This window comes from Vibrio sp. F13, assembly GCF_020806305.2.
In the GTDB taxonomy this organism is placed as follows: domain Bacteria; phylum Pseudomonadota; class Gammaproteobacteria; order Enterobacterales; family Vibrionaceae; genus Vibrio; species Vibrio crassostreae_C.
In genome coordinates, this window is record NZ_CP170177.1 from 145,123 (window position 1) to 162,840 (window position 17,718).

At 43.4% G+C, this 17,718-nt stretch carries 17 protein-coding genes and 3 pseudogenes; 6 read left to right on the top strand and 14 right to left on the bottom strand.

Annotation, left to right across the window (positions count from 1 at the left end; genetic code table 11):
• Positions 1–23: 23 nt before the first annotated feature.
• A pseudogene (locus LMH68_RS23480) lies at positions 24–202 on the top strand (IS256 family transposase); the annotation flags it as partial.
• A 9-nt stretch (positions 203–211) separates the two neighbouring features.
• On the opposite strand, the gene LMH68_RS23485 reads toward LMH68_RS23480, so the two are convergent.
• The 8 genes from LMH68_RS23485 to LMH68_RS23520 all read right to left on the bottom strand — a co-directional run bounded on the left by LMH68_RS23485 (position 212) and on the right by LMH68_RS23520 (position 7,274).
• Entirely contained in the window at positions 212–1,144 is a 933-nt protein-coding gene (locus tag LMH68_RS23485; protein WP_017100375.1) for an ATP-grasp domain-containing protein, read from the bottom strand.
• Positions 1,145–1,160: 16 nt separating this feature from the next.
• On the bottom strand, positions 1,161–1,901 hold the full coding sequence (locus LMH68_RS23490) for an SDR family NAD(P)-dependent oxidoreductase (protein WP_017100376.1): 741 nt from the start codon (positions 1,899–1,901) through the stop codon (positions 1,161–1,163).
• 9 nt (positions 1,902–1,910) lie between these two features.
• Positions 1,911–3,083 carry an MFS transporter gene (locus LMH68_RS23495; protein ID WP_017100377.1) on the bottom strand — a complete coding sequence of 391 codons (1,173 nt, stop codon included), beginning with the start codon at positions 3,081–3,083 and terminating at the stop codon, positions 1,911–1,913.
• Positions 3,084–3,171: 88 nt separating this feature from the next.
• Positions 3,172–4,161 carry a cysteine synthase A gene (gene cysK, locus LMH68_RS23500; RefSeq protein ID WP_017100378.1) on the bottom strand — a complete coding sequence of 330 codons (990 nt, stop codon included), beginning with the start codon at positions 4,159–4,161 and terminating at the stop codon, positions 3,172–3,174.
• Between the two features lie 20 nt (positions 4,162–4,181).
• Positions 4,182–4,955, bottom strand: coding sequence for a YqcI/YcgG family protein (locus LMH68_RS23505; RefSeq protein ID WP_017102335.1), 774 nt, complete (start codon positions 4,953–4,955; stop codon positions 4,182–4,184).
• Between the two features lie 2 nt (positions 4,956–4,957).
• On the bottom strand, positions 4,958–5,785 hold the full coding sequence (locus LMH68_RS23510) for an arginase family protein (RefSeq protein WP_229648119.1): 828 nt from the start codon (positions 5,783–5,785) through the stop codon (positions 4,958–4,960).
• A 902-nt stretch (positions 5,786–6,687) separates the two neighbouring features.
• The gene (locus LMH68_RS23515) at positions 6,688–6,906 is read right to left on the bottom strand and encodes a hypothetical protein (protein WP_139137543.1); all 219 of its coding nucleotides are present in this window, start codon (positions 6,904–6,906) and stop codon (positions 6,688–6,690) included.
• 185 nt (positions 6,907–7,091) lie between these two features.
• The gene (locus LMH68_RS23520; protein ID WP_371731383.1) at positions 7,092–7,274 is read right to left on the bottom strand and encodes a transposase; all 183 of its coding nucleotides are present in this window, start codon (positions 7,272–7,274) and stop codon (positions 7,092–7,094) included.
• A 63-nt stretch (positions 7,275–7,337) separates the two neighbouring features.
• Between LMH68_RS23520 and LMH68_RS23525 the strand changes: the two are divergent.
• Positions 7,338–8,257, top strand: a pseudogene (locus tag LMH68_RS23525) (IS5 family transposase).
• A 100-nt stretch (positions 8,258–8,357) separates the two neighbouring features.
• Here LMH68_RS23525 and LMH68_RS23530 read toward each other — a convergent pair.
• Genes LMH68_RS23530 through LMH68_RS23555 form a run of 6 tightly spaced genes read right to left on the bottom strand, consistent with a single transcriptional unit; the run spans position 8,358 to position 14,222 of the window.
• A complete protein-coding gene (locus LMH68_RS23530; RefSeq protein WP_016800130.1) occupies positions 8,358–9,203 on the bottom strand; it encodes a DMT family transporter in 846 nt (281 codons plus the stop codon).
• 11 nt (positions 9,204–9,214) lie between these two features.
• Positions 9,215–10,489, bottom strand: coding sequence for an opine metallophore biosynthesis dehydrogenase (locus LMH68_RS23535; RefSeq protein WP_017100974.1), 1,275 nt, complete (start codon positions 10,487–10,489; stop codon positions 9,215–9,217).
• Entirely contained in the window at positions 10,486–11,265 is a 780-nt protein-coding gene (locus LMH68_RS23540) for a hypothetical protein (protein WP_016800128.1), read from the bottom strand. The genes LMH68_RS23535 and LMH68_RS23540 overlap by 4 nt, the downstream gene beginning before the upstream one ends.
• Before the next feature lie 8 nt (positions 11,266–11,273).
• Positions 11,274–12,041, bottom strand: coding sequence for an ABC transporter ATP-binding protein (locus LMH68_RS23545; protein WP_017103898.1), 768 nt, complete (start codon positions 12,039–12,041; stop codon positions 11,274–11,276).
• The gene (locus LMH68_RS23550; RefSeq protein ID WP_016800126.1) at positions 12,041–13,105 is read right to left on the bottom strand and encodes a FecCD family ABC transporter permease; all 1,065 of its coding nucleotides are present in this window, start codon (positions 13,103–13,105) and stop codon (positions 12,041–12,043) included. Before LMH68_RS23550 ends, LMH68_RS23545 begins: the two co-directional genes overlap by 1 nt.
• Complete coding sequence (locus LMH68_RS23555; protein ID WP_016800125.1) at positions 13,098–14,222, bottom strand: ABC transporter substrate-binding protein; 1,125 nt, start codon at positions 14,220–14,222, stop codon at positions 13,098–13,100. Before LMH68_RS23555 ends, LMH68_RS23550 begins: the two co-directional genes overlap by 8 nt.
• Before the next feature lie 193 nt (positions 14,223–14,415).
• Between LMH68_RS23555 and LMH68_RS23560 the strand changes: the two are divergent.
• From LMH68_RS23560 to LMH68_RS23575, 4 genes and pseudogenes are all read left to right on the top strand, one after another.
• Positions 14,416–14,984 (top strand): annotated as a pseudogene (locus LMH68_RS23560) (transposase).
• A gap of 1,178 nt (positions 14,985–16,162) precedes the next feature.
• Positions 16,163–16,594 (top strand): hypothetical protein, encoded by a 432-nt coding sequence (locus LMH68_RS23565; RefSeq protein ID WP_102258042.1) that lies wholly within the window; start codon positions 16,163–16,165, stop codon positions 16,592–16,594.
• A gap of 51 nt (positions 16,595–16,645) precedes the next feature.
• Positions 16,646–17,131 carry a RadC family protein gene (radC, locus tag LMH68_RS23570; RefSeq protein ID WP_016800123.1) on the top strand — a complete coding sequence of 162 codons (486 nt, stop codon included), beginning with the start codon at positions 16,646–16,648 and terminating at the stop codon, positions 17,129–17,131.
• Between the two features lie 99 nt (positions 17,132–17,230).
• On the top strand, positions 17,231–17,527 hold the full coding sequence (locus tag LMH68_RS23575; RefSeq protein ID WP_016800122.1) for a hypothetical protein: 297 nt from the start codon (positions 17,231–17,233) through the stop codon (positions 17,525–17,527).
• The last annotated feature ends 191 nt before the right edge of the window (positions 17,528–17,718 follow it).

Genomic DNA, 17,718 nt, shown 5'->3' on the forward strand with positions numbered 1-17,718 from the left:
TAAATTTTTATCCGTCACTTTTTATCTCGAAAGCCGTCAACAAAAGTAAGCTATTCCCAACGGATGAAGTGGCAGGGAAGACGATCTTCTTAGCGATCCAGGATGTCTCCGTACAATGGACGATGCCCATATAAGCAAATGGCGACAAGTTCTGAACCGCTTTATAATTATGTTCGAAGACCGATTAACTGCTTATAGGTAACCAGGGCAGTTACAAAGAATCCTTTATATATACAGGCTTTGGGGCTTTATCAATAATCGACTGCACAAATATATCAACGCATTCAGGCGTAAGTGGTAGGCTTAGTGATGGTTCGGTTATCTCAAGTTCCAGCAGCAGCGGCCGACCATTTTTACCTTCAATGAAGTCTAATCTCGCGTACAGAAGTGGTTGAGAAAGACCAAGATTGCTTTGTACTAACCTCAATATACGCTTCGCCAACGCCTTCTCTTCACTATTCGCTTCTTTTAGCTTGCGAAATTCCATGTCCGGCGTTTTAGTCTCACCACGTTGTGCGAGCAAAGGTTCCTTCTTAATCGCATGTGAGTACGTATGATCAAAGTAAATCATGTTCGTTTCACCATGCTCTTCAATCGTATGTAGGTATGGTTGAATAATGACGCCCTTACCTAGTCCTAATAGGTAACGCACATGCTGAGTTATTTTGTCTAAATCTTCGATGGACAGACGAATGACACCGAATGAATAGGCACCAACTGTTGGTTTAATCACGACTTCGTGAACTTTCCAGTAGTTATCTTGAAGATTAGCAACGGCTGCTTGAATCTCAGTTTCTGAGTAGATGATTTCTGTCGGGACAATTGGGACACCCTGCTTCTCGAGTTGTTTCAAATAACTCTTGTCTGAGTTCCATCTGATCACCGATAGAGGATTGAGCAGTACTGAACAATTTTCAACTTGTTGGCAAAATTCAATGAATGGCTCAATTTTCTCCATATAGGTCCACGGTGATCGCAGGACAACCACATCATACATAGCCCAATCGTGGTTGGGGCTATCCCAAAATATCACATCAACTTCCACGTCAGTACGCTTAAAAGCGTCCAGAATATAAGGCATATCATAGTCGACAGCTAGGCTATCACTATCTGAGACTAAAGCGACTTTCTTTGTTGCGAGCATTTAACTATTCCTTTTACTACCAGGGAAGAAGGGATTCCATGTGAATAAACTGACCACTCACTAAGCTGTCAGCATCAAGTGCCACTTTTATCGCTGTGAGGGCTCCTTCTTTTGGGGTTAACATCCCATCGCCATCGTTTAAGTCGGTCTTTGTATAGCCGGGATGGATGCTATTTACCGTTATCGAGGTATCTCGAAGCTCATAGGCGAGGTGAGCAGTCCAAGAATTGAGGGCACTTTTTGAGGCACTGTACGCTGGTAGAGATTTGAATTCATCCGTGTATGCGTATGATTTGGTGTCACTATGTAACGTCACCGATCCCAATAAGCTCGATACATTGAGGATTTTTCCTTTCATTGAGCGCTTGAGTAAAGGTAAAAAGCTGCGGGTTACGTTTACCGTACCAAACAAATTTGTATTGAACGTTTCAAACCATTTTATGAGTGGTTGTTCAGACGGCGGTGTGCCATATTCTTCAACCCTTATTGCTGCGTTGTTTATAAGTATATCGACCTTACCAAACAAGGTTTCAACGATATGGACGGCTTCTTTGATAGATTTGTCGTCGGTAATGTCCATACATAAGCAATAGACTTCGATACCTTGGAGGTTCAGGTTAGCAGCAGCCTCTTTAATTGCTGCTGCTTTTCTACCAGCAAGCAGTACCTTATGACCTTGCTTGCCAAGTTCTGCTGCAATTTCAAAACCGATCCCTCTGTTTGCTCCTGTAATGAGCGAAATCTGTGAGTCTGACATTCAGCCTTCCTAGCTCTTAACTTTCATAAAGTGAGTTTGTTTCTTCCCTTCTATCAACTTTCCGACGACAATAATGAAACAAAGAGCCAGTAGAAGTGTTAGAAAACTGAGTATCGCCATCCAGTTACCGAAGCGCTGCGCTATGAATCCGGACGTAATTACAGGTATCGAAAATCCGACATAAGAATAGATGTACATGCCAGCCGTAGAGCTTGCCTTGTCGATGTTATGGTTACTCGTAAACTTAAGTAGCCCCGCCATATATGTGAAACCATAACTTGAAAGGCTAGTGCAACTGGCTCCGAAAAGAATGATCGTGATAGATTCATGATAGTAGCCAAGTGCTATGAGGCTAAACCCAAATACCGTAAAGAAACATCCCAATATTAGGCTTGAGTTTGGGTGCAAGCGTTTAGCAATGTGTTGAGTCAAAAAACCAGTGCAAATAGATAGGAAAACCATTAAGCCAGTCCAATCGCTTAAACCCATCTCATTGAGAAGTATTGGTACGATTGCGATGACCATACCCGTTGTAGCCCAAGCTAACATCATGCCTAAACCATACGACCACGTGTTGGTGGGGAAGCAAGGCAATGTAATGAGTTTGAGATTTGGTTTTATGGTTTGGTTGCTCGGCAATCGAACCAGCAACAACAACAACAAAGAAACGAGTAGAAATAGACTGAGGTAACTGTATGGCAGCACTGTCATGCCAGCTACGTTTAGGCTCACACTTGTCGCAAGTGCACCACTACCAAACCCCAACGACGTAGACGCGGCCACTAGCAACGTACCAAATTTTTGTTCTCGTTCATCAATAAGGTCGTATATATACGCTGAGACTGAGGTTGTGGTTAAGGCGGTAGCAACACCCAATAGCAGTCTTGCGACAAATAACGAGGTCCAATTTGGCTGAATGACGAGCAATGCCGTTGCCCCCGCACTTAACAATAGTGCAAGGAATATGGGTTGCTTCCTACCTACTTTATTTGAAATACCCCCTAGCATTAATAGAGTAGGCAATAGACCCAATACATAGGCAGCAAAGGCGATGGCGACCGCCGCGGGGCCCATGTTACTGTTTTCGGCATAAACACTGTAAAGAGGTGCTTGAAGGTTTACAGAGTAGGTCACACAGAACATGACCAACGCCAACACACTTAATGAAATTCGTTTTTCCATACGAGTATTCCTTTCGTTGATAATTATCGTTGATAGCGTTTACATGTCACGTGTACTATTAACATAAATCCAGTATTTAGAGGGTGAACTATGCATTACATTCAGCTGTTATAGACTCTTCGCTCCAAGTTGTAATAAAAGGGTCCGTTTCTTCATTACCAAGTTGATCAAACAACTCAGTAGACAAATATCTTTCTCCTGTATCTGGTGCCATTGCCAATATCACGCTTCCTTTAGATGCAGATTTAGCCACTTCTAAAGCTGTAGCTACCGTTGCCCCGGCAGAGATACCAACAAGAATGCCTTCGTGACGAGCTAAGTCACGTGCCGTCGTGATCCCCAAATTTCCATCAACAGTGACAAGGTTATCCACCACACTCTTATCCAGCACACTTGGTATGAAATCTGGGGTCCAACCTTGGATGGGGTGAACTTTCCATTGGTCCTTTGCGAGGATCTGAGCACCTTTAGGTTCTGGGACGACAATTTCAACCTCCGGTCGTGCCACCTTCAGCATCTGTCCAATACCCGTAAGAGTTCCGCTTGTACCAAAGCCTGTGACAAAGTAATCCAAACGCTTACCAGAAAAATCACTGAGTATCTCACTTGCTGTCGTTTCACGATGATAAGCAGGGTTAGCTGGATTATCGAACTGGCGGGGTCTGAACCATCCATTCTGAGCTGCAAGCTGGTCGGCAATTCGATTACCGCCGCTACTACCTTGTTCACTTGGGAACAAGATGACTTCACCACCGTAAGCGCGAATTAGCTTCCTGCGTTCTAGCGAATATCCATCCCCCATTACGGCGATAAATTTGTATCCTCTGGCTGCGGCAACCATGGCCAAGGCAATTCCAACATTACCTGAAGTGCATTCAATAATTGTGTCGTCTTTCTTGAGCAAACCTTTTGTTTCAGCGTCTAACACGATTGAGAGTGCAAGCCTATCTTTGACTGAACCAGCTGGGTTGAAAGACTCCACTTTGACATAAACCTCGACTCCCTTTGGAGCAAGATTGTTTAGTTTGACAATTGGAGTGCATCCAACAGTTTCTGTTATTGAGTTATATAAAGGCATCTACGTTCTCTCGTTAGTTTTTATTTGAAGGGACACAGTCTTGGTCGTTTCACACTAGCTTCTTGCAACTGATACTGACGCCATTCGAGGTTTTCTTCTTCTCCATAAAACCCCAACTCAGTTGGCATCACTCCGTTGTTGTATTTTTTGACACGATTTCGAATACGCTCTCGAGCCTGCCTGCCACCTTTCGTTTCACCATTAGCGACCATGTCAAAGACCTCCCTTGCGTTAATCACAAAATTAAGGCGTGAGCCGAGATTCCGATTTCTAAGCACTTGATGCTTGTCTGAGCTCATGTTGATAAACAGTTCGACACCATTAAAGCAGTATGTCCATTTAGATGCCTCGGGGTCGATAGGTATATGCCTAGGCCATTGAGCGACATCGTGCTCATGCGTCCAATTTAAGACTTCCCAACCAAGCTTGTGCGGTGCCATTGAAAGTGAAAGGTCCGGAGAAAAAAACACCACTAATGGCGAGAACATACGCTTATTAACTGGAGTGGAATTCAACATGTCCGTATAAGCAATCAGTCCATGCAAAAACGGGTAGTAAGTGTTGTGTTCATCCGACTCACAAAACAGCACTTGGATAGTCTTAGAGTTCCACGCTCTGCGGCTAAACAGGCAAGGGAACTCAGGGGCGCTGACTCTCTTACTGAATTCTTCCCACGCTTCCTTCTTCCAGTTTGAAAACTGATTCAGTTCTTGCAACAGTTCTGCATGTGTATACAAGGTTTTATGTTGCTCATTAGGCGCAAGAGCCGCAGGGTTAGTTTTGATGATTTCCATGACTATAAACTCTTATTTTTTTTGAATAGCGCATCCACGGCTTGAATGATGAGATCTAGTCCTTCTGTATTGGCTACTGACGAGTGGCTATCTGCACAGAACTCAGCAAGTTCTAAGCCCATAATTTGGTTGTTAGGAAGTGACTCGAATAGATCCAATAATTGGGCGACTTTCAAGCCTCCCTCGACTTTGAAGTCAGCGGAAATCTGCCCCGGGTCCATAACGTCCCAATCCACATGAACCCAGACTTTGGAATCACCAATGAATTTGATGACTGACTCTGGCGTCAGAGTTGAAGGGGGAAAGTGCATGAGACCTGCATTATTAACGTTGTTAAGTTCTTTTTCATCGATGTCATGTACGCCAATTAAAGCAACATTATTAGGTTTAACTCCCGCGCCAAAACCGCTATCCCACAGGCCGCATGTAGCAGCCAATACCATCCCGCCGAGATAACCGGTTTCTGTCGTTTCAGGGGTATTAAAGTCACTGTGTGCATCGATCCATAGGACCTTTATGTCAGGAAAAGTCGATGCAACAACGGGCAGTGTCGCTAAGCTCGCTGAGCAGGTATTTGATGCAAATAGGACAGGGCTATCGCCAGTGGCTAGTAAATGGGAGATTTTTGTCTGCAACAGAGCGAGGGTCTTTCGAGATTCCTGGAGTGCAACACTCCAATCATCCGATTTCGTAGGCGATCGTTGCCCTACGTAGTTAGGTGTAATGTCATAATATAGAGCAAGTTTATTTGCTGTGAGCTTTGCGCCCTCGAGCATACGATCTGCTCTGTCCGCGACACGTCCTTGAGAGCAGAGTATTTGAAAAGGCATTTAGAAAGACGTCCATATATTAAAAATGAAGTCTTTTTATAGCTCAGCTAGATAAATATAAAAAAATAATAATGATTATTTATTATCAAAATAACTTTCAATATTAATTGAATTAATAAAATCCCATATGTTATAAGGGTTTTTATTGACTTTCCGTATTCTCGTTTTAACGTGTTGTAGGTGAGTAAATTTGGCCACTAGGCTAGAGGTTTTACAAGACCTTAAATAATTCATGAAATATTAATTTAATAAAACGTGTAACTCAGAAATGTCCGGGCGACCTGAAGTCGTATGAAACGTTGTTCACCACGAAGGGTGAACCATCTGTACTACCAGATGCCCCTAGGAGCCTGAATAAAGAAGCGGCTCTGACAATGTAACGAAGCTTGGTTGTTGACTGAGCTGGAAGAATCGTTAGAGGACGTTCCTCCTGACAACCACAAGTCGGGTGAGTGCTAGGGGGGCAATATGATGAATATAATGAATCCATTTAAGGCGCGTTATATGATGAAGCAGCGGAAGTGGTTAATACGCTGTAGCCAAAAGGCAACGAGAGTCGGGAAGAGATTGGACATTACTCTTTCGTGGTCATTGCACTCTCCGCACCATTGTGGGCATCTAAGTTGACATTTTATGCGGCATACGGAACAGGGCAAGCCTGTATATCTCCCTATGGGAAAGCAGCCTGTAAAGGTTGCCGATAGGTATGCAGGTAAAGGAGGTTAGAAAAAGCGAATGCTACTTTGTAATGAAGTAGATACAGGTTATATCTGGCGCGAAAGCGAGCTGACTTCTAACTGGTCTCCCGTTGCGAGATAGCTTGAAGAACTTTATTAAAGAAGAAAAACAAATGATGATTTCGAATAAAATCAGTGCGTCTTCTGACAGCGAACCGTGGTTTCTTATTCATTAAATGGCCATTGGGGCAGTTTTAAAGCTTTAAGTGTGTATCGCAAAGGTAATTTTGTTACTGGGTGCTTAACGATGCCTTTGTGGAGGCTTGAGCCGTATGCAGTGAAAGTTGCACGTACGGTTCTGAGGAGGGAGGCATCTGGGAACAGGTGCCGCCTATCCGACAGAGGCGTTTTAGCGATAATCGCCGTTAACTGTAATTTCGTCATTTTTAGCCTGTATTCTGGAGTTAAAGTGCTCCTGGATAAGAGTAACTTGGCGTTCATGTAAAAACAGTGTGTTCAAATCTACACCCCTTTCAAGAGGGGCGTTTTTCATCGATAATTTAGGCTCTTAGCGAAAACAAATAGTAATCGGGAAGTATTCCAAAAAATGCCCCTGTATTTTCAATTTTTCACCACACAGCCAAGTTAAAAGATTTTCGCTTCTTAAGCTCAATAAGCCATGAACCAAAATATTTTTCGACCGACTTATCTTTCCATAAAATTGACCTTGCGGCATGGATAAATAGCGTTCTCAGTTCTTTATTTCCTCTTTTTGATATTCCAAGTAGCGTTAACTGGCTTTGTTGCGTAATTCAATGGAACTAAATCAAGAACCTACGATCTGATCAGCTACGTTCACTACCTCTCGTAGCTCTATGCCTAAACCTCTTTACAAAACAACCAACTGGAAGCAATACAACCAATCACTCATTAACCGTGGCTCTCTGACCTTTTGGATTGATGAAGAGGCGATAGCGGGTGGGCGCAAAGCAAACAGAATAAGCGCGGTAGGCCACGTCGATTCAGTGATTTAGCTATCACGACAGCACTCATGGTGAAACGCGTGTTTTCTATGCCACTGAGAGCGTTGCAAGGATTTATCAACTCGATATTTAGACTGGCCCATGTTCCATTAAGCTGTCCGCATTACACCTGCATCAGTCGTAGAGCAAAGCAAGTTGAGGTCTCATTTAAGACAAAAACGAAAGGAGCGATACAGCACCTAGCCATTGATGCGACTGGCCTAAAGGTTTATGGCGAAGGTGAATAGAAAGTCAAAAAACACGGGACAGATGGCAAGCGTAGAGTCTGGCGAAAGCTTCATATTGCCGTCGATACAAGCACTCATGTAATTATTGCAGCCGAGCTAAGTTTATCGACGGTTAGAGATGGGGAAGTACTCTCGAACTTACTGAAACAAACACGCCGAAGTATCCTTGAGGTGTCTGGTGATGGTACTTACGACACGAGAGCATGTCACGCTGCTATTAAGATTAAGCGAGCCGTTGCGCTTATTCCCCCAAGAGAAGGGGCTGCCTTCTTGGAGCGTGGTCATCCTCGAAATCTCGCAGTGGGTTGCCAGAAGTTATACGGCTCAAATAAGTATTGGAAAGAGCGGTATGGATACCACAAACGTTCACTCTCAGAAACAGCGATGTATCGAGTTAAACAGTTGCTAGGAGGGCAACTGAGCTTAAGAAATTACAATTCACAGGTAGGTGAAACTTACGCGATGATAAAAGCGTTGAACAAGCTTACTGGGTTAGGTATGCCTGAAACTTGTCGTATTGACTAAAAAGTATGCGAAACGGGGTGCATCTATCTCTAAATTTAATTACGCAACAAAGCCTTCCCTACTCTCTTTGATTAGTTTGTTTTCTAGGTGGTACTCAGAATCATTGAATAATATTTTTTTTCTTTAGCGAGAGGGAAATAGATGTTGTTATTATTATAAGAACGCCACATGTGCTCATCCAACTAGGGATTTCATACCAAAAAATAACCCCCCAAAGTATATTGAAGACCAAGCCGATATAGCGGGTGACTGCAACTACAGCGGCGTTTTCATGACTGAATGCCTTTGTTAGGAAAATTTGCCCAATGAGCGAAACAAGACCAATGGCAATTAGATAAATCCACGCAATTCCCTGTGGAACCACAAACTCATCCCTCATCAAGTAACCGGATACCAACATCGAAGTGAAAAGAAAATAAAACACAATCTCGTAAATATGGTGCCTCTTACTCAGGTGGCGAATAGTGATAGAGGCAGCCGCCGCAAAAAAAGCACTCGCCACCCCTGAGAGGGCATACAAATTAAATGTGTCGAAGCTAAATGGATTTACAATTAAGGTAACTCCAACCAAAGTGAGCGGAAAAAGGAATGCTACTTTTTTAGGGGCTTTTTCTCCCAAAATTAGGTTGGAAAGTAATATAACGAAGAACGGGGACAGGTAAGCCAAAATCACGGCGTCCGCTAGCGGCATGTGGGTAATCGCGTACACAAAAGCGAGCAGATAAAACGCCCCAAACAGGCCACGAAGCAAAAGCATTGGTATGCCCGTGGTAGAAAACCTGATACTCGCTTTCCACATTAAACCTAAAATCAGAACGGTTCCTATTGCGCTTCGGAAGAAGACAATTTCAGAGCTTGGAATCGTCAAACTGGCCGCTTTAATAAGTGCGTTCATGACACTAAAAATGAACGCAGAAAATATAGTTAACGCTACACCGTTGTTCATGATGGGTTTCTTTAAAGGTCGTATGATAGACGCACCCAACCAAGGTATTGGTGCGCTTGAGTGCGGGACTCTTCAATCAAATGGTGAGGGAGTTGAGAGCTACTTAACCAAGATTCGAATATACCTAGCACACGGTTAACGCTCGGTAATGCAATCCCATGCGCTCTGCCTAAGACTTGAAGCCAGTAAAGATTCTGTATATCTTCTTTAGGTATTCGAGGTAAAGACAACTTGCCTTTTTCCACCTTACCTTTGGCATAGGGCACGGCAGAGAAGTTGAAGTAGCACCCATTTTCATCCGGCTTAGAAAAAGGATCGATCAGAATCGCGCTGTATCGTACGTAAACCAAATATTCCTGCGCTATTGGAGTGAGCGACATAAACTGCTCAATTTGACGACGACGAATGGTTTCTGGATGCACAGGGTAGTTGTCATCATTGAGAAATTGTAACAAGTTAAATGGTGTTCCGTTAAAGTGAAGTATCAATCTTGATATATCGCGCCATAGCTCAACCAAAATGTGGATGGTTTCGGTTGTGATCGGTCCCTCAGGGAAAAGTTTGTACATGTACTTAACTTCTCTCGTCTCACTTAAGATATGATTGAGCGAGAAAGGGGTCATAAAAAATGCGGGATGAACGAAAGAGGTAATGTTTCGTCCTTCTACGCTAAACCCATTTTCCAACTCGACAACTTCAACACCGATATCCGCTAAAGTTTGAGTCAGTAGCTCTAGGACAGGGCATTTTTCTTTACTTGAGTAAGCATAAATACGTTTTTTAACCGCTTTGGTAAGGACACGAACGCCAGCTTGTTCCGTTATAAATTTAGTGGCCGCAAAGTAATTGGAAAATATCAGTACGTTGGGGGTTAAATTCAGTTCTGAAAACAAGCCTTTTACAATCCGGTGCCCACCAAATAAGGATGAAATGAGGACTACTATTTTTGTGGAACTCAAACACGATTTAGGTAAAGCCAATAGAACCGCTGAATAAGCATGAGATGGGGTGCCCAGAACCAACGTATCCCATTGTCCGCTTACATCGCGTAAATCTTCAAAAACCGCATCAAATATCACCTGCCCAGCCATTCGCTTCAAAGAGGATTTGGCAGCGAAAATATGCGCAATACGTTCGTTGTGTAAGCTTTCGAACATCGGCTGCCAGCGCTCTGATGAGCGGTTTACTAACCCAAGTTGCTCGCACTGGTTTCTGATGATTTTTGCTGTCTGAAATGCGGCTGGCCCTGTGCCAACGATTAACACTTTTCCTAATGAAAGAGTCATTTTGCGCGCTCCATCAAGACGGTGTCATATATCGCTGCATCGTTATGGATCTGTTGTGTTTCCCACCCATCCATTAGGTTTGGGTTGAAAGGGTAATTGAAGGCGGACTTTAAACCATTACCGAATCGAACTAATACTCGGTGAGAGTGGTTAAGATGAGGTCTAAGCTGTCTGAGTTGTTCCCATTTATGTTCCACTAAAGAGGCTACTACAACATGAGTTGGCCGGAAAGAGGCAAACTCAGTGATTAGATCTTTGCAGCTAAAAGTGGTTGACAAGTTGAGTTGGTTGGCCATTTTCACTGCCTGCTCATCAAGATCTATACCGTGCACGAGAGCGCCTGTGCTCTGAGATATAGTGAAAGCAGAAACCGGATAGGACCCTGAGCCAATAAACAGGACTCGAGAGTTGCTTTCAATTCCTGCTTTTTTTAGTTCAATTTTTGTGTTTTCAGAAAGTTGGTATAAATATTCGCTGATGTCGATTTGATGCTCTCTGGCACACTGAGACTGATGTTTTTCCAATAAACACAGAGCTTTTACAGCAGTTTCACGAAGCTGCTTGATTAAACGATCGTACTCAGGGGTCATATCAAAATCATCGCTAATGGTTTTAAAATTTTCTTGCAAAATCCAAGCGCAAAACTCATCAATTTTTTCTTGCAAAAGGACAAAACATTCACAATTTTCAAGGCTGTAATGAGTCAGGGTTTGAATTTGAGATTCAAACGTGGATAGAGAAACTAATAAGTGATATTGCCTTTTATTCATTGCCATAAGAATGCCTAATCTGTTTTAAGGGCTCGAACTGGGGTGACGTGGGTATGTCCATGAACGCAACAACCTACGTCCACATGAATCTGATAGATTTTCCCCAGCCTTTCAGAATCGAGCACGTCTTCTGGTTTACCGCAATATTGAACTTCACCATCATTCATTAAGAGAAGATGGTCGCAGTATCGAGCAGCGAGAGAGAGGTCGTGTAGGACCGCAATTGTGATGATATTTTTGGCTCGGGTATATTGACGAACAAGGTCTAAAATTTGGACTTGATGCTTGAGATCTAAGGCGCTTGTTGGTTCATCTAAGAGCAATACCTTGGGCTCAGCAACAAGAGATTGCGCCAGTGAAACCAGCTGTTGCTGACCACCGCTTAGTTGAGAAAACTGTCTAAGGGCGAGATTTCTCAAACCTAGATAATCAAGGATGGCGTCTGCTTTTTGTTCTTGTTCAAATGTGATGTTCCAGCTCAGTTGATGAACCAAGCCCAGTAAGACAAACTCAATAACCGTTAATTGACAGGGAGATTTGTTGAGTTGACATAGGTACGAGAAGGATTGTAGCGGTAATCTCAGCCCGTCCTCCCCACTTGAATTAATCTTCCCATCAGAAGGAATGATGCCCATGATAGCTTTGAGCAATGTCGTTTTTCCTGCGCCATTGGGCCCTAAAATGGCGGTAAATTTGCCACCCAAAAAGTGGGCATCTACCTTCTTTAAAACGAGTTTTCTTCCAATTGGAACGGCAAGATTTTCTATTGAAAGCGACGTCATTAGATAAACCTCCTGCTTATCAGAAAATAAAGAAGGATCGGCACACCGACTAAGGAGGTGACGATACCAATTGGTATGATAGTGCCTGGGACAATCAACTTAGCAACAAGAGACGAGGTACATAAAAGCAACGCTCCCATTAATGCCGCCAAAGGTAAGTAGAAACGCTGATCTTCGCCTATTAGCATTCTTGCTAGGTGAGGAGCAACCAAACCAATGAAACCAATGGTTCCGACAAACGACACTGCTCCTGCAGTTAATAAGGAACACAGTAAAAACATCTGTAGTCTTAACTTGCTGGTCTTTATTCCCAAGGCGAGTGCACGCTCTTCGCCTAAAGTGAGGGCGGTGAGTGCCCATACCTTAGATAACGCAAAGACCAAACCGAACAGGAAAACGGCTCCTGAAACAAAGAAGGACAACCAACTCGCCTTCAGTAGACTGCCAAATAACCAAAAAACAATTTGCTGCAGCACTTCTGGTGATGCCAAATATTGAATTAATGACTGTAAAGCCTGGAAAAAGAAGAGAACGACAATACCTGCCAAAATCAGGATTTTTGCGTCCATATGTCGGCTGCGACCAATTATATAGATCGCCATACTCGCTAATCCAGATGTCAAGAAAGCGGCAAACGGCACGCCTAACCAATGCAAACCAAATACTGAAAAACCGGTTAAAAAAGCTATGGCTGCACCAAATCCAGCAGCAGCAGAGATACCAAGGGTATACGGACTGGCAAGTGGGTTGGCTAAGAGGGTTTGCATTAGACCGCCAGCGAGGCCGAGTGAGGCGCCAACCATAAGACAGGTGAGAGTGATGGGTAACCGAAGTTGCCAGACAATAAGTGTTGATAAGCTGTCACCAGAGGGACCACCTAGGAGGGCTTCAACAACTTGTTCAATGCCTAGCCACGATGAGCCAGTACCAAGATCGAATAAAGCGGAAAAACTCGTTGCCAGAAAAGCGCCTAGCAAAATCTTAATTCTTTGCTTCTGCATTCTTTGATAAATAGCGCCGCTGGAATGATTCAGGTCAGACGATGCTTTCATGCTTTCATTCATGAGTTACGCCCACCTGAATCATGAAAGTGCCTTTGAGCGCTTGCGGCATGTAGTTCCTAAAAAATTCTTGGTGCAATTTCTTAGGTTCAATATCTTTAAATGCTTCTGGGTAAATAGACTTTGCTAGATACAACAAGAAAACGTGGTCGTAAATAGTACGTGTTCCTGAGTGGTATATACCGTAGACGTCACCATTTTTAACTGCCGTCAGTTGATTCCAGCCAGCACGATTTAGGTAGGGGCGGTATCTAGTTTGCGCTTCTTCCATTGTGCTGTTGAAACCAAGCAGGGCGCTGTCGTTATGTTTAACCCAGTGAGCACCGGATATAAAGATCACTTCTGGATCTTGACTCAAGATATATTCAGGCGTTAGGTGGGCAGAACCTTCAAACATCCCATGGGCAAGGTTATCGGCCCCCGCCATTGTCAAAAGGTTGCCCCACATTGTCGTCGAGTAAGATTTACCGTATTCATTTGGTCCACCTGTACCTGCTTCCACATACACACGGCGTGCCGTGTGGTTTTCCAGATGCCTCGTAACACGTTGTTTAACCATGTTTACTGTGTTTTCGTATTCCGTTGCAATCGATGAAGCGCGTCCTTCTGTCCCCATTACTCTGCCTATAACACGTGTGCTAATGACGTGTTTTTCAAGCGTTTGAGCATTGAAGTCTACAACGACAACTCTGATACCATTCTTTTCAAGTATTTCAACTTTTTCACCAAGGGATTGATATTGCCACGCCGCAAGAAGTGCAACATCAGGTTTAGTTAACAAGAGTTTTTCGAAATCAAAAGTACCTGTATAAAGAGAACCTGAATCAATAATCGTTTCTAACTCAGGAATGATTTTTTTATAGGTGGTCCATTGAGATTGACGGTAATCTTTCCAAGAGTGTCTTGGGAAAATAGCCACTTTTTTGTAAGCATCTGGTCCAGCGATCGCTAGGTAATCCTCAAAATAAAAACCTAGGAAAATTTTTTCTGCCGGCTTTTCTAAAGAGATGTTTCTACCGAGCACGTCTTTGAACTGAAGAGCTGTAGAAGCAGAGGCCATGTCACCCAAAGCCAAAGTTGCCAAAAAAAGTGCTTTTACTTTTAAAAGGTGTCCTTTCATTCCCTCGACCTCAAATAGAACACTAATTGTTATAATGTAACAATGGTTCTAGGGTTGAAAAGATATATATTTATTATTTATATCTATTAAATATAAATAATAAAGCTAGGTGGATTTGTTGTTGCGTAATTCAATGGAACTAAATCAAGAACCTACGATATGATCAGCTACGTCCACTCTCTCTCGTAGCTCTATGTCTAAACCTCGTTACAAAACAACCAACAGGAAGCAATACAACCAATCGCTCATTAACCGTGGCTCTCTGACTTTTTGGATTGATGAAGAGGCAATAAGCGGTTGGGCGCAAAGCAAACAGAATAAGCGCGGTAGGCCACGTCGATTCAGTGATTTAGCTATCACGACAGCACTCATGAAAAGTCAAAAAACACGAGACGGATGGCAAGCGTAGAGTCTGGCGATGGCGCGTACGACACGAGAGTGTGCCACGCTGCTATTAAGATTAAGCGAGCCGTTGCGCTTATTCCCCCAAGAGAAGGAGCAGCCTTCTGGGAGCGTGGTCACCCTCGAAATCTCGCCGTGGGTTGCCAGAAGTTATACGGCTCAAATAAGTATTGGAAAGAGCGGTATGGATACCACAGACGTTCACTATCAGAAACAGTGATGTATCGAGTAAAACAGTTGTTAGGAGGGCGATTGAGCTTAAGAAATTACAATTCACAGGTGGGTGAAACTTACGCGATGATAAAACCGTTGAACAAGCTTACTGGGTTAGGTATGCCTGAAACTTGTCGTATTGACTAAAAAGCATGAGAAACGGGGAGACTCTGTTTCTAAACTGAATTACGCAACAAAGCCAATAATTATTGCGAAGGTGTAAATAATTTCTTGGCTTAATTAAAATTGATTTACGCTAGAAAGGCATTGTGTCATTAACGCACTATAACTAAATATCTTGATATAACTACTCTAAGTGGCAAAGGGTAGAGCACACATATGAATAATTTAATAAAGCACCGCACGGTTTTCATCACCGTTTGATTTGGATTTACATGGCTCGCACCACGTATGAAGGATTTTGATATTTCTTTGTTGCGTAAATCAGTTGAACTAAGTTATCGGGACCGATTAAGAGAAACGGATGTGCTATTTGGAGAAATAGTACATCACAGCGCTGAAGTGATGACTAAGGTGAGGTCTCAAAAAAGTGAGGTAAGGACGATATCTGTTTTTATTCCTACTGGAAAATACGACAAGTGTTTGCCTTACTTATAGACGTATATACATTAACTTAGAAACTGGCTTGACTGATTTGGGGCTAACTCTAACAAGTTAGAGCTTAATCGAGCGCTTGAGACCATTAATGCTCGTTTTGAAAAAGGGACGCTGACCTTTGGCTCTCAAAAGGGAGTTACAGTGAGCAAGGTGGCAGTATCGATATACCCATTCTAGTGACTTACTGACGGGTAAATGTATTTAAATAATCCTCATTCTTGGCTTCTTATCTCTTAGCTTATTGCTTCTTAGTTTTTTACGTGGGGTGAGAAATAATGAGGTGCTCTTTCCTTAGGCGTGATCCTTCGGGCAAGGCTTTCTCTTGGAGCTTTCATCTATGGCCTAGATTGGCATCACCCTAGTGAGCCACTGCGTGCCGCACCAGAAGGTGCTTCTCTACAAGCTCCTATCGTACAACCCTAAACGCCTGCGCCTCGTCAGTCTTCCTCGTTGCTGTTCGTCGTACCTCCTCACTCATTTCACTGACCTCCATTAAGTTCGAGTAAGGGCTTGTTGCCTTATGTGCCGATTTCCCTTTCGACTTGCATCATTTGATGGGGCTCGCAGGCTGTTTACCGTGCTCGCTCAGAGCCCCAATAACAAGGGTATATGAACGCTTCGCGCCCTTGTTATTGAGAACCATGAGCGCTTGCCGGACAGCCAAGCGGCTCCATAAAAGTGATACTCAAACAAAAAGGAAACTCCTCATGGCACAACGAAACTCAAGCCCAACTCTCTCTAAATCGATGTTCAGCGACCAGCGTTTCGCCGCTGGGCACGAAAGCTCACCAAAAAATGATATCTCCTGCCAGGTCGTTGAACGTGCAGTGCGTTCGACCGTTTCCGCGACTGTTTCAAAGGGACTTATTTGGGTGAATTCAACGGACTTTAATTCGAGCGTTCGAGCGGTTAAAGTGCATGAGATTTTACTTAATGAGTTTGGTTATACCGACTCTTTGATCTTGGAGGAAGGAAATAAAGGAAAAGGGGTGAGTATTGGCGTATGTGATAGAGCTACGACTGTGAAACAGATGCGAGAAGATTACGCCTATGCGAAAAAAGAAGAGAGAAACGTTGAAACGACCGCTAAGCATCAAGCGAGAGCGAAAGATCTTCTGACTATCTTGTATGGCCAATAACACGGACTGAGCGCCGCCCATCACGACTTTAAATATTAAAAGGGATCTATTATGTCTGTACTTGCTAACTACTCTAATCACAGCCTTTTCTCTGTAGAAGAAAAAGATATCTTGCACCATGCCGCGAGCATTTTAAAATCTAAGTTGTTTGTGTCAGAGCAGACGCCACTCAATTCCCCTGAATTGGTGAAGTCATTTTGTCAGGCTTCACTTGCTTCCAATGAAAGCGAAGTGTTTGGGGTGATCTTTCTTGATAGTCAGCATCGAGTTTTACGCACAAAAGAGATGTTTAACGGCACCATTGACACCGCATCCGTTTACCCGCGTGAAGTGGTCAAAGAGTCACTGGCCACAAATGCAAGCGCGGTCATTTTTTATCATAACCATCCCAGCGGTGATGCCACACCCAGTCAAGCCGATCGACGTATTACTCGACGACTGACCGACGCGTTAGCCTTGGTTGATATTCGAGTTCTCGATCATTTCGTGGTGTCTTTTGAAGATGTGGTGTCGTTTGTGGAGCGTGGTTGGATATAGCCATTAGTGAAACATGTCTCTCATTTACGCCTATTCTGGCGTGAATGACTTCCTCATCATAATGCTATAAACTGTAAGCAATTAAATAAGGTTTCTACTATGTCTGAATCAAGCAAAGTCACATTAAGCGTTGAAGAGCTGATCAACCTAACCGCTCATGCTGCCACTCAAGAGCAGTTAAATGATACGCGTAAAGAACTCGATCAGAAGATCGAAGCGGTTCGTCATGAGCTTTCAGATAAAATCGACACAGTTCGTAATGAGCTTTCAGATAAAATCGACACAGTTCGTAATGAAGTGAGTTCCCTTAAAAATCTCATTATTGCAACAGCCTTCGCTATGATTGCGACGGTAGCCGGTGCCGCGTTTTGGGTTGGCAGTCATATCAACGTTTAATATTCAAATATGTTTTCTTAAATGCCTCTTATCCTAGAGGCATTTTTTTTGTCCGAACGCTTCAACGCTCGCGCTAAAAGAATTTGAGCCAAAGGCTCGACCGCAAGCGGTCGCCAATACCGCTCTCAGTACCACAGTACGCCTATTTGCTCGATGTTTGATTCTATTGCTTTTTCATGGTGTCACTTTGT

Coding starts and splice junctions, on each gene's coding strand:
- LMH68_RS23575 (WP_016800122.1), top strand. CDS start 17,231: ATGTCTGAATCAAGCAAAGTCACATTAAGCGTTGAAGAGCTGATCAAC.
- LMH68_RS23510 (WP_229648119.1), bottom strand. CDS start 5,785: ATGCCTTTTCAAATACTCTGCTCTCAAGGACGTGTCGCGGACAGAGCA.
- LMH68_RS23490 (WP_017100376.1), bottom strand. CDS start 1,901: ATGTCAGACTCACAGATTTCGCTCATTACAGGAGCAAACAGAGGGATC.
- LMH68_RS23515 (WP_139137543.1), bottom strand. CDS start 6,906: ATGACGAAATTACAGTTAACGGCGATTATCGCTAAAACGCCTCTGTCG.
- LMH68_RS23495 (WP_017100377.1), bottom strand. CDS start 3,083: ATGGAAAAACGAATTTCATTAAGTGTGTTGGCGTTGGTCATGTTCTGT.
- LMH68_RS23565 (WP_102258042.1), top strand. CDS start 16,163: ATGGCACAACGAAACTCAAGCCCAACTCTCTCTAAATCGATGTTCAGC.
- LMH68_RS23545 (WP_017103898.1), bottom strand. CDS start 12,041: ATGACGTCGCTTTCAATAGAAAATCTTGCCGTTCCAATTGGAAGAAAA.
- LMH68_RS23535 (WP_017100974.1), bottom strand. CDS start 10,489: ATGACTCTTTCATTAGGAAAAGTGTTAATCGTTGGCACAGGGCCAGCC.
- LMH68_RS23555 (WP_016800125.1), bottom strand. CDS start 14,222: ATGAAAGGACACCTTTTAAAAGTAAAAGCACTTTTTTTGGCAACTTTG.
- LMH68_RS23540 (WP_016800128.1), bottom strand. CDS start 11,265: ATGGCAATGAATAAAAGGCAATATCACTTATTAGTTTCTCTATCCACG.
- cysK (WP_017100378.1), bottom strand. CDS start 4,161: ATGCCTTTATATAACTCAATAACAGAAACTGTTGGATGCACTCCAATT.
- LMH68_RS23550 (WP_016800126.1), bottom strand. CDS start 13,105: ATGAATGAAAGCATGAAAGCATCGTCTGACCTGAATCATTCCAGCGGC.
- radC (WP_016800123.1), top strand. CDS start 16,646: ATGTCTGTACTTGCTAACTACTCTAATCACAGCCTTTTCTCTGTAGAA.
- LMH68_RS23485 (WP_017100375.1), bottom strand. CDS start 1,144: ATGCTCGCAACAAAGAAAGTCGCTTTAGTCTCAGATAGTGATAGCCTA.
- LMH68_RS23505 (WP_017102335.1), bottom strand. CDS start 4,955: ATGGAAATCATCAAAACTAACCCTGCGGCTCTTGCGCCTAATGAGCAA.
- LMH68_RS23530 (WP_016800130.1), bottom strand. CDS start 9,203: ATGAACAACGGTGTAGCGTTAACTATATTTTCTGCGTTCATTTTTAGT.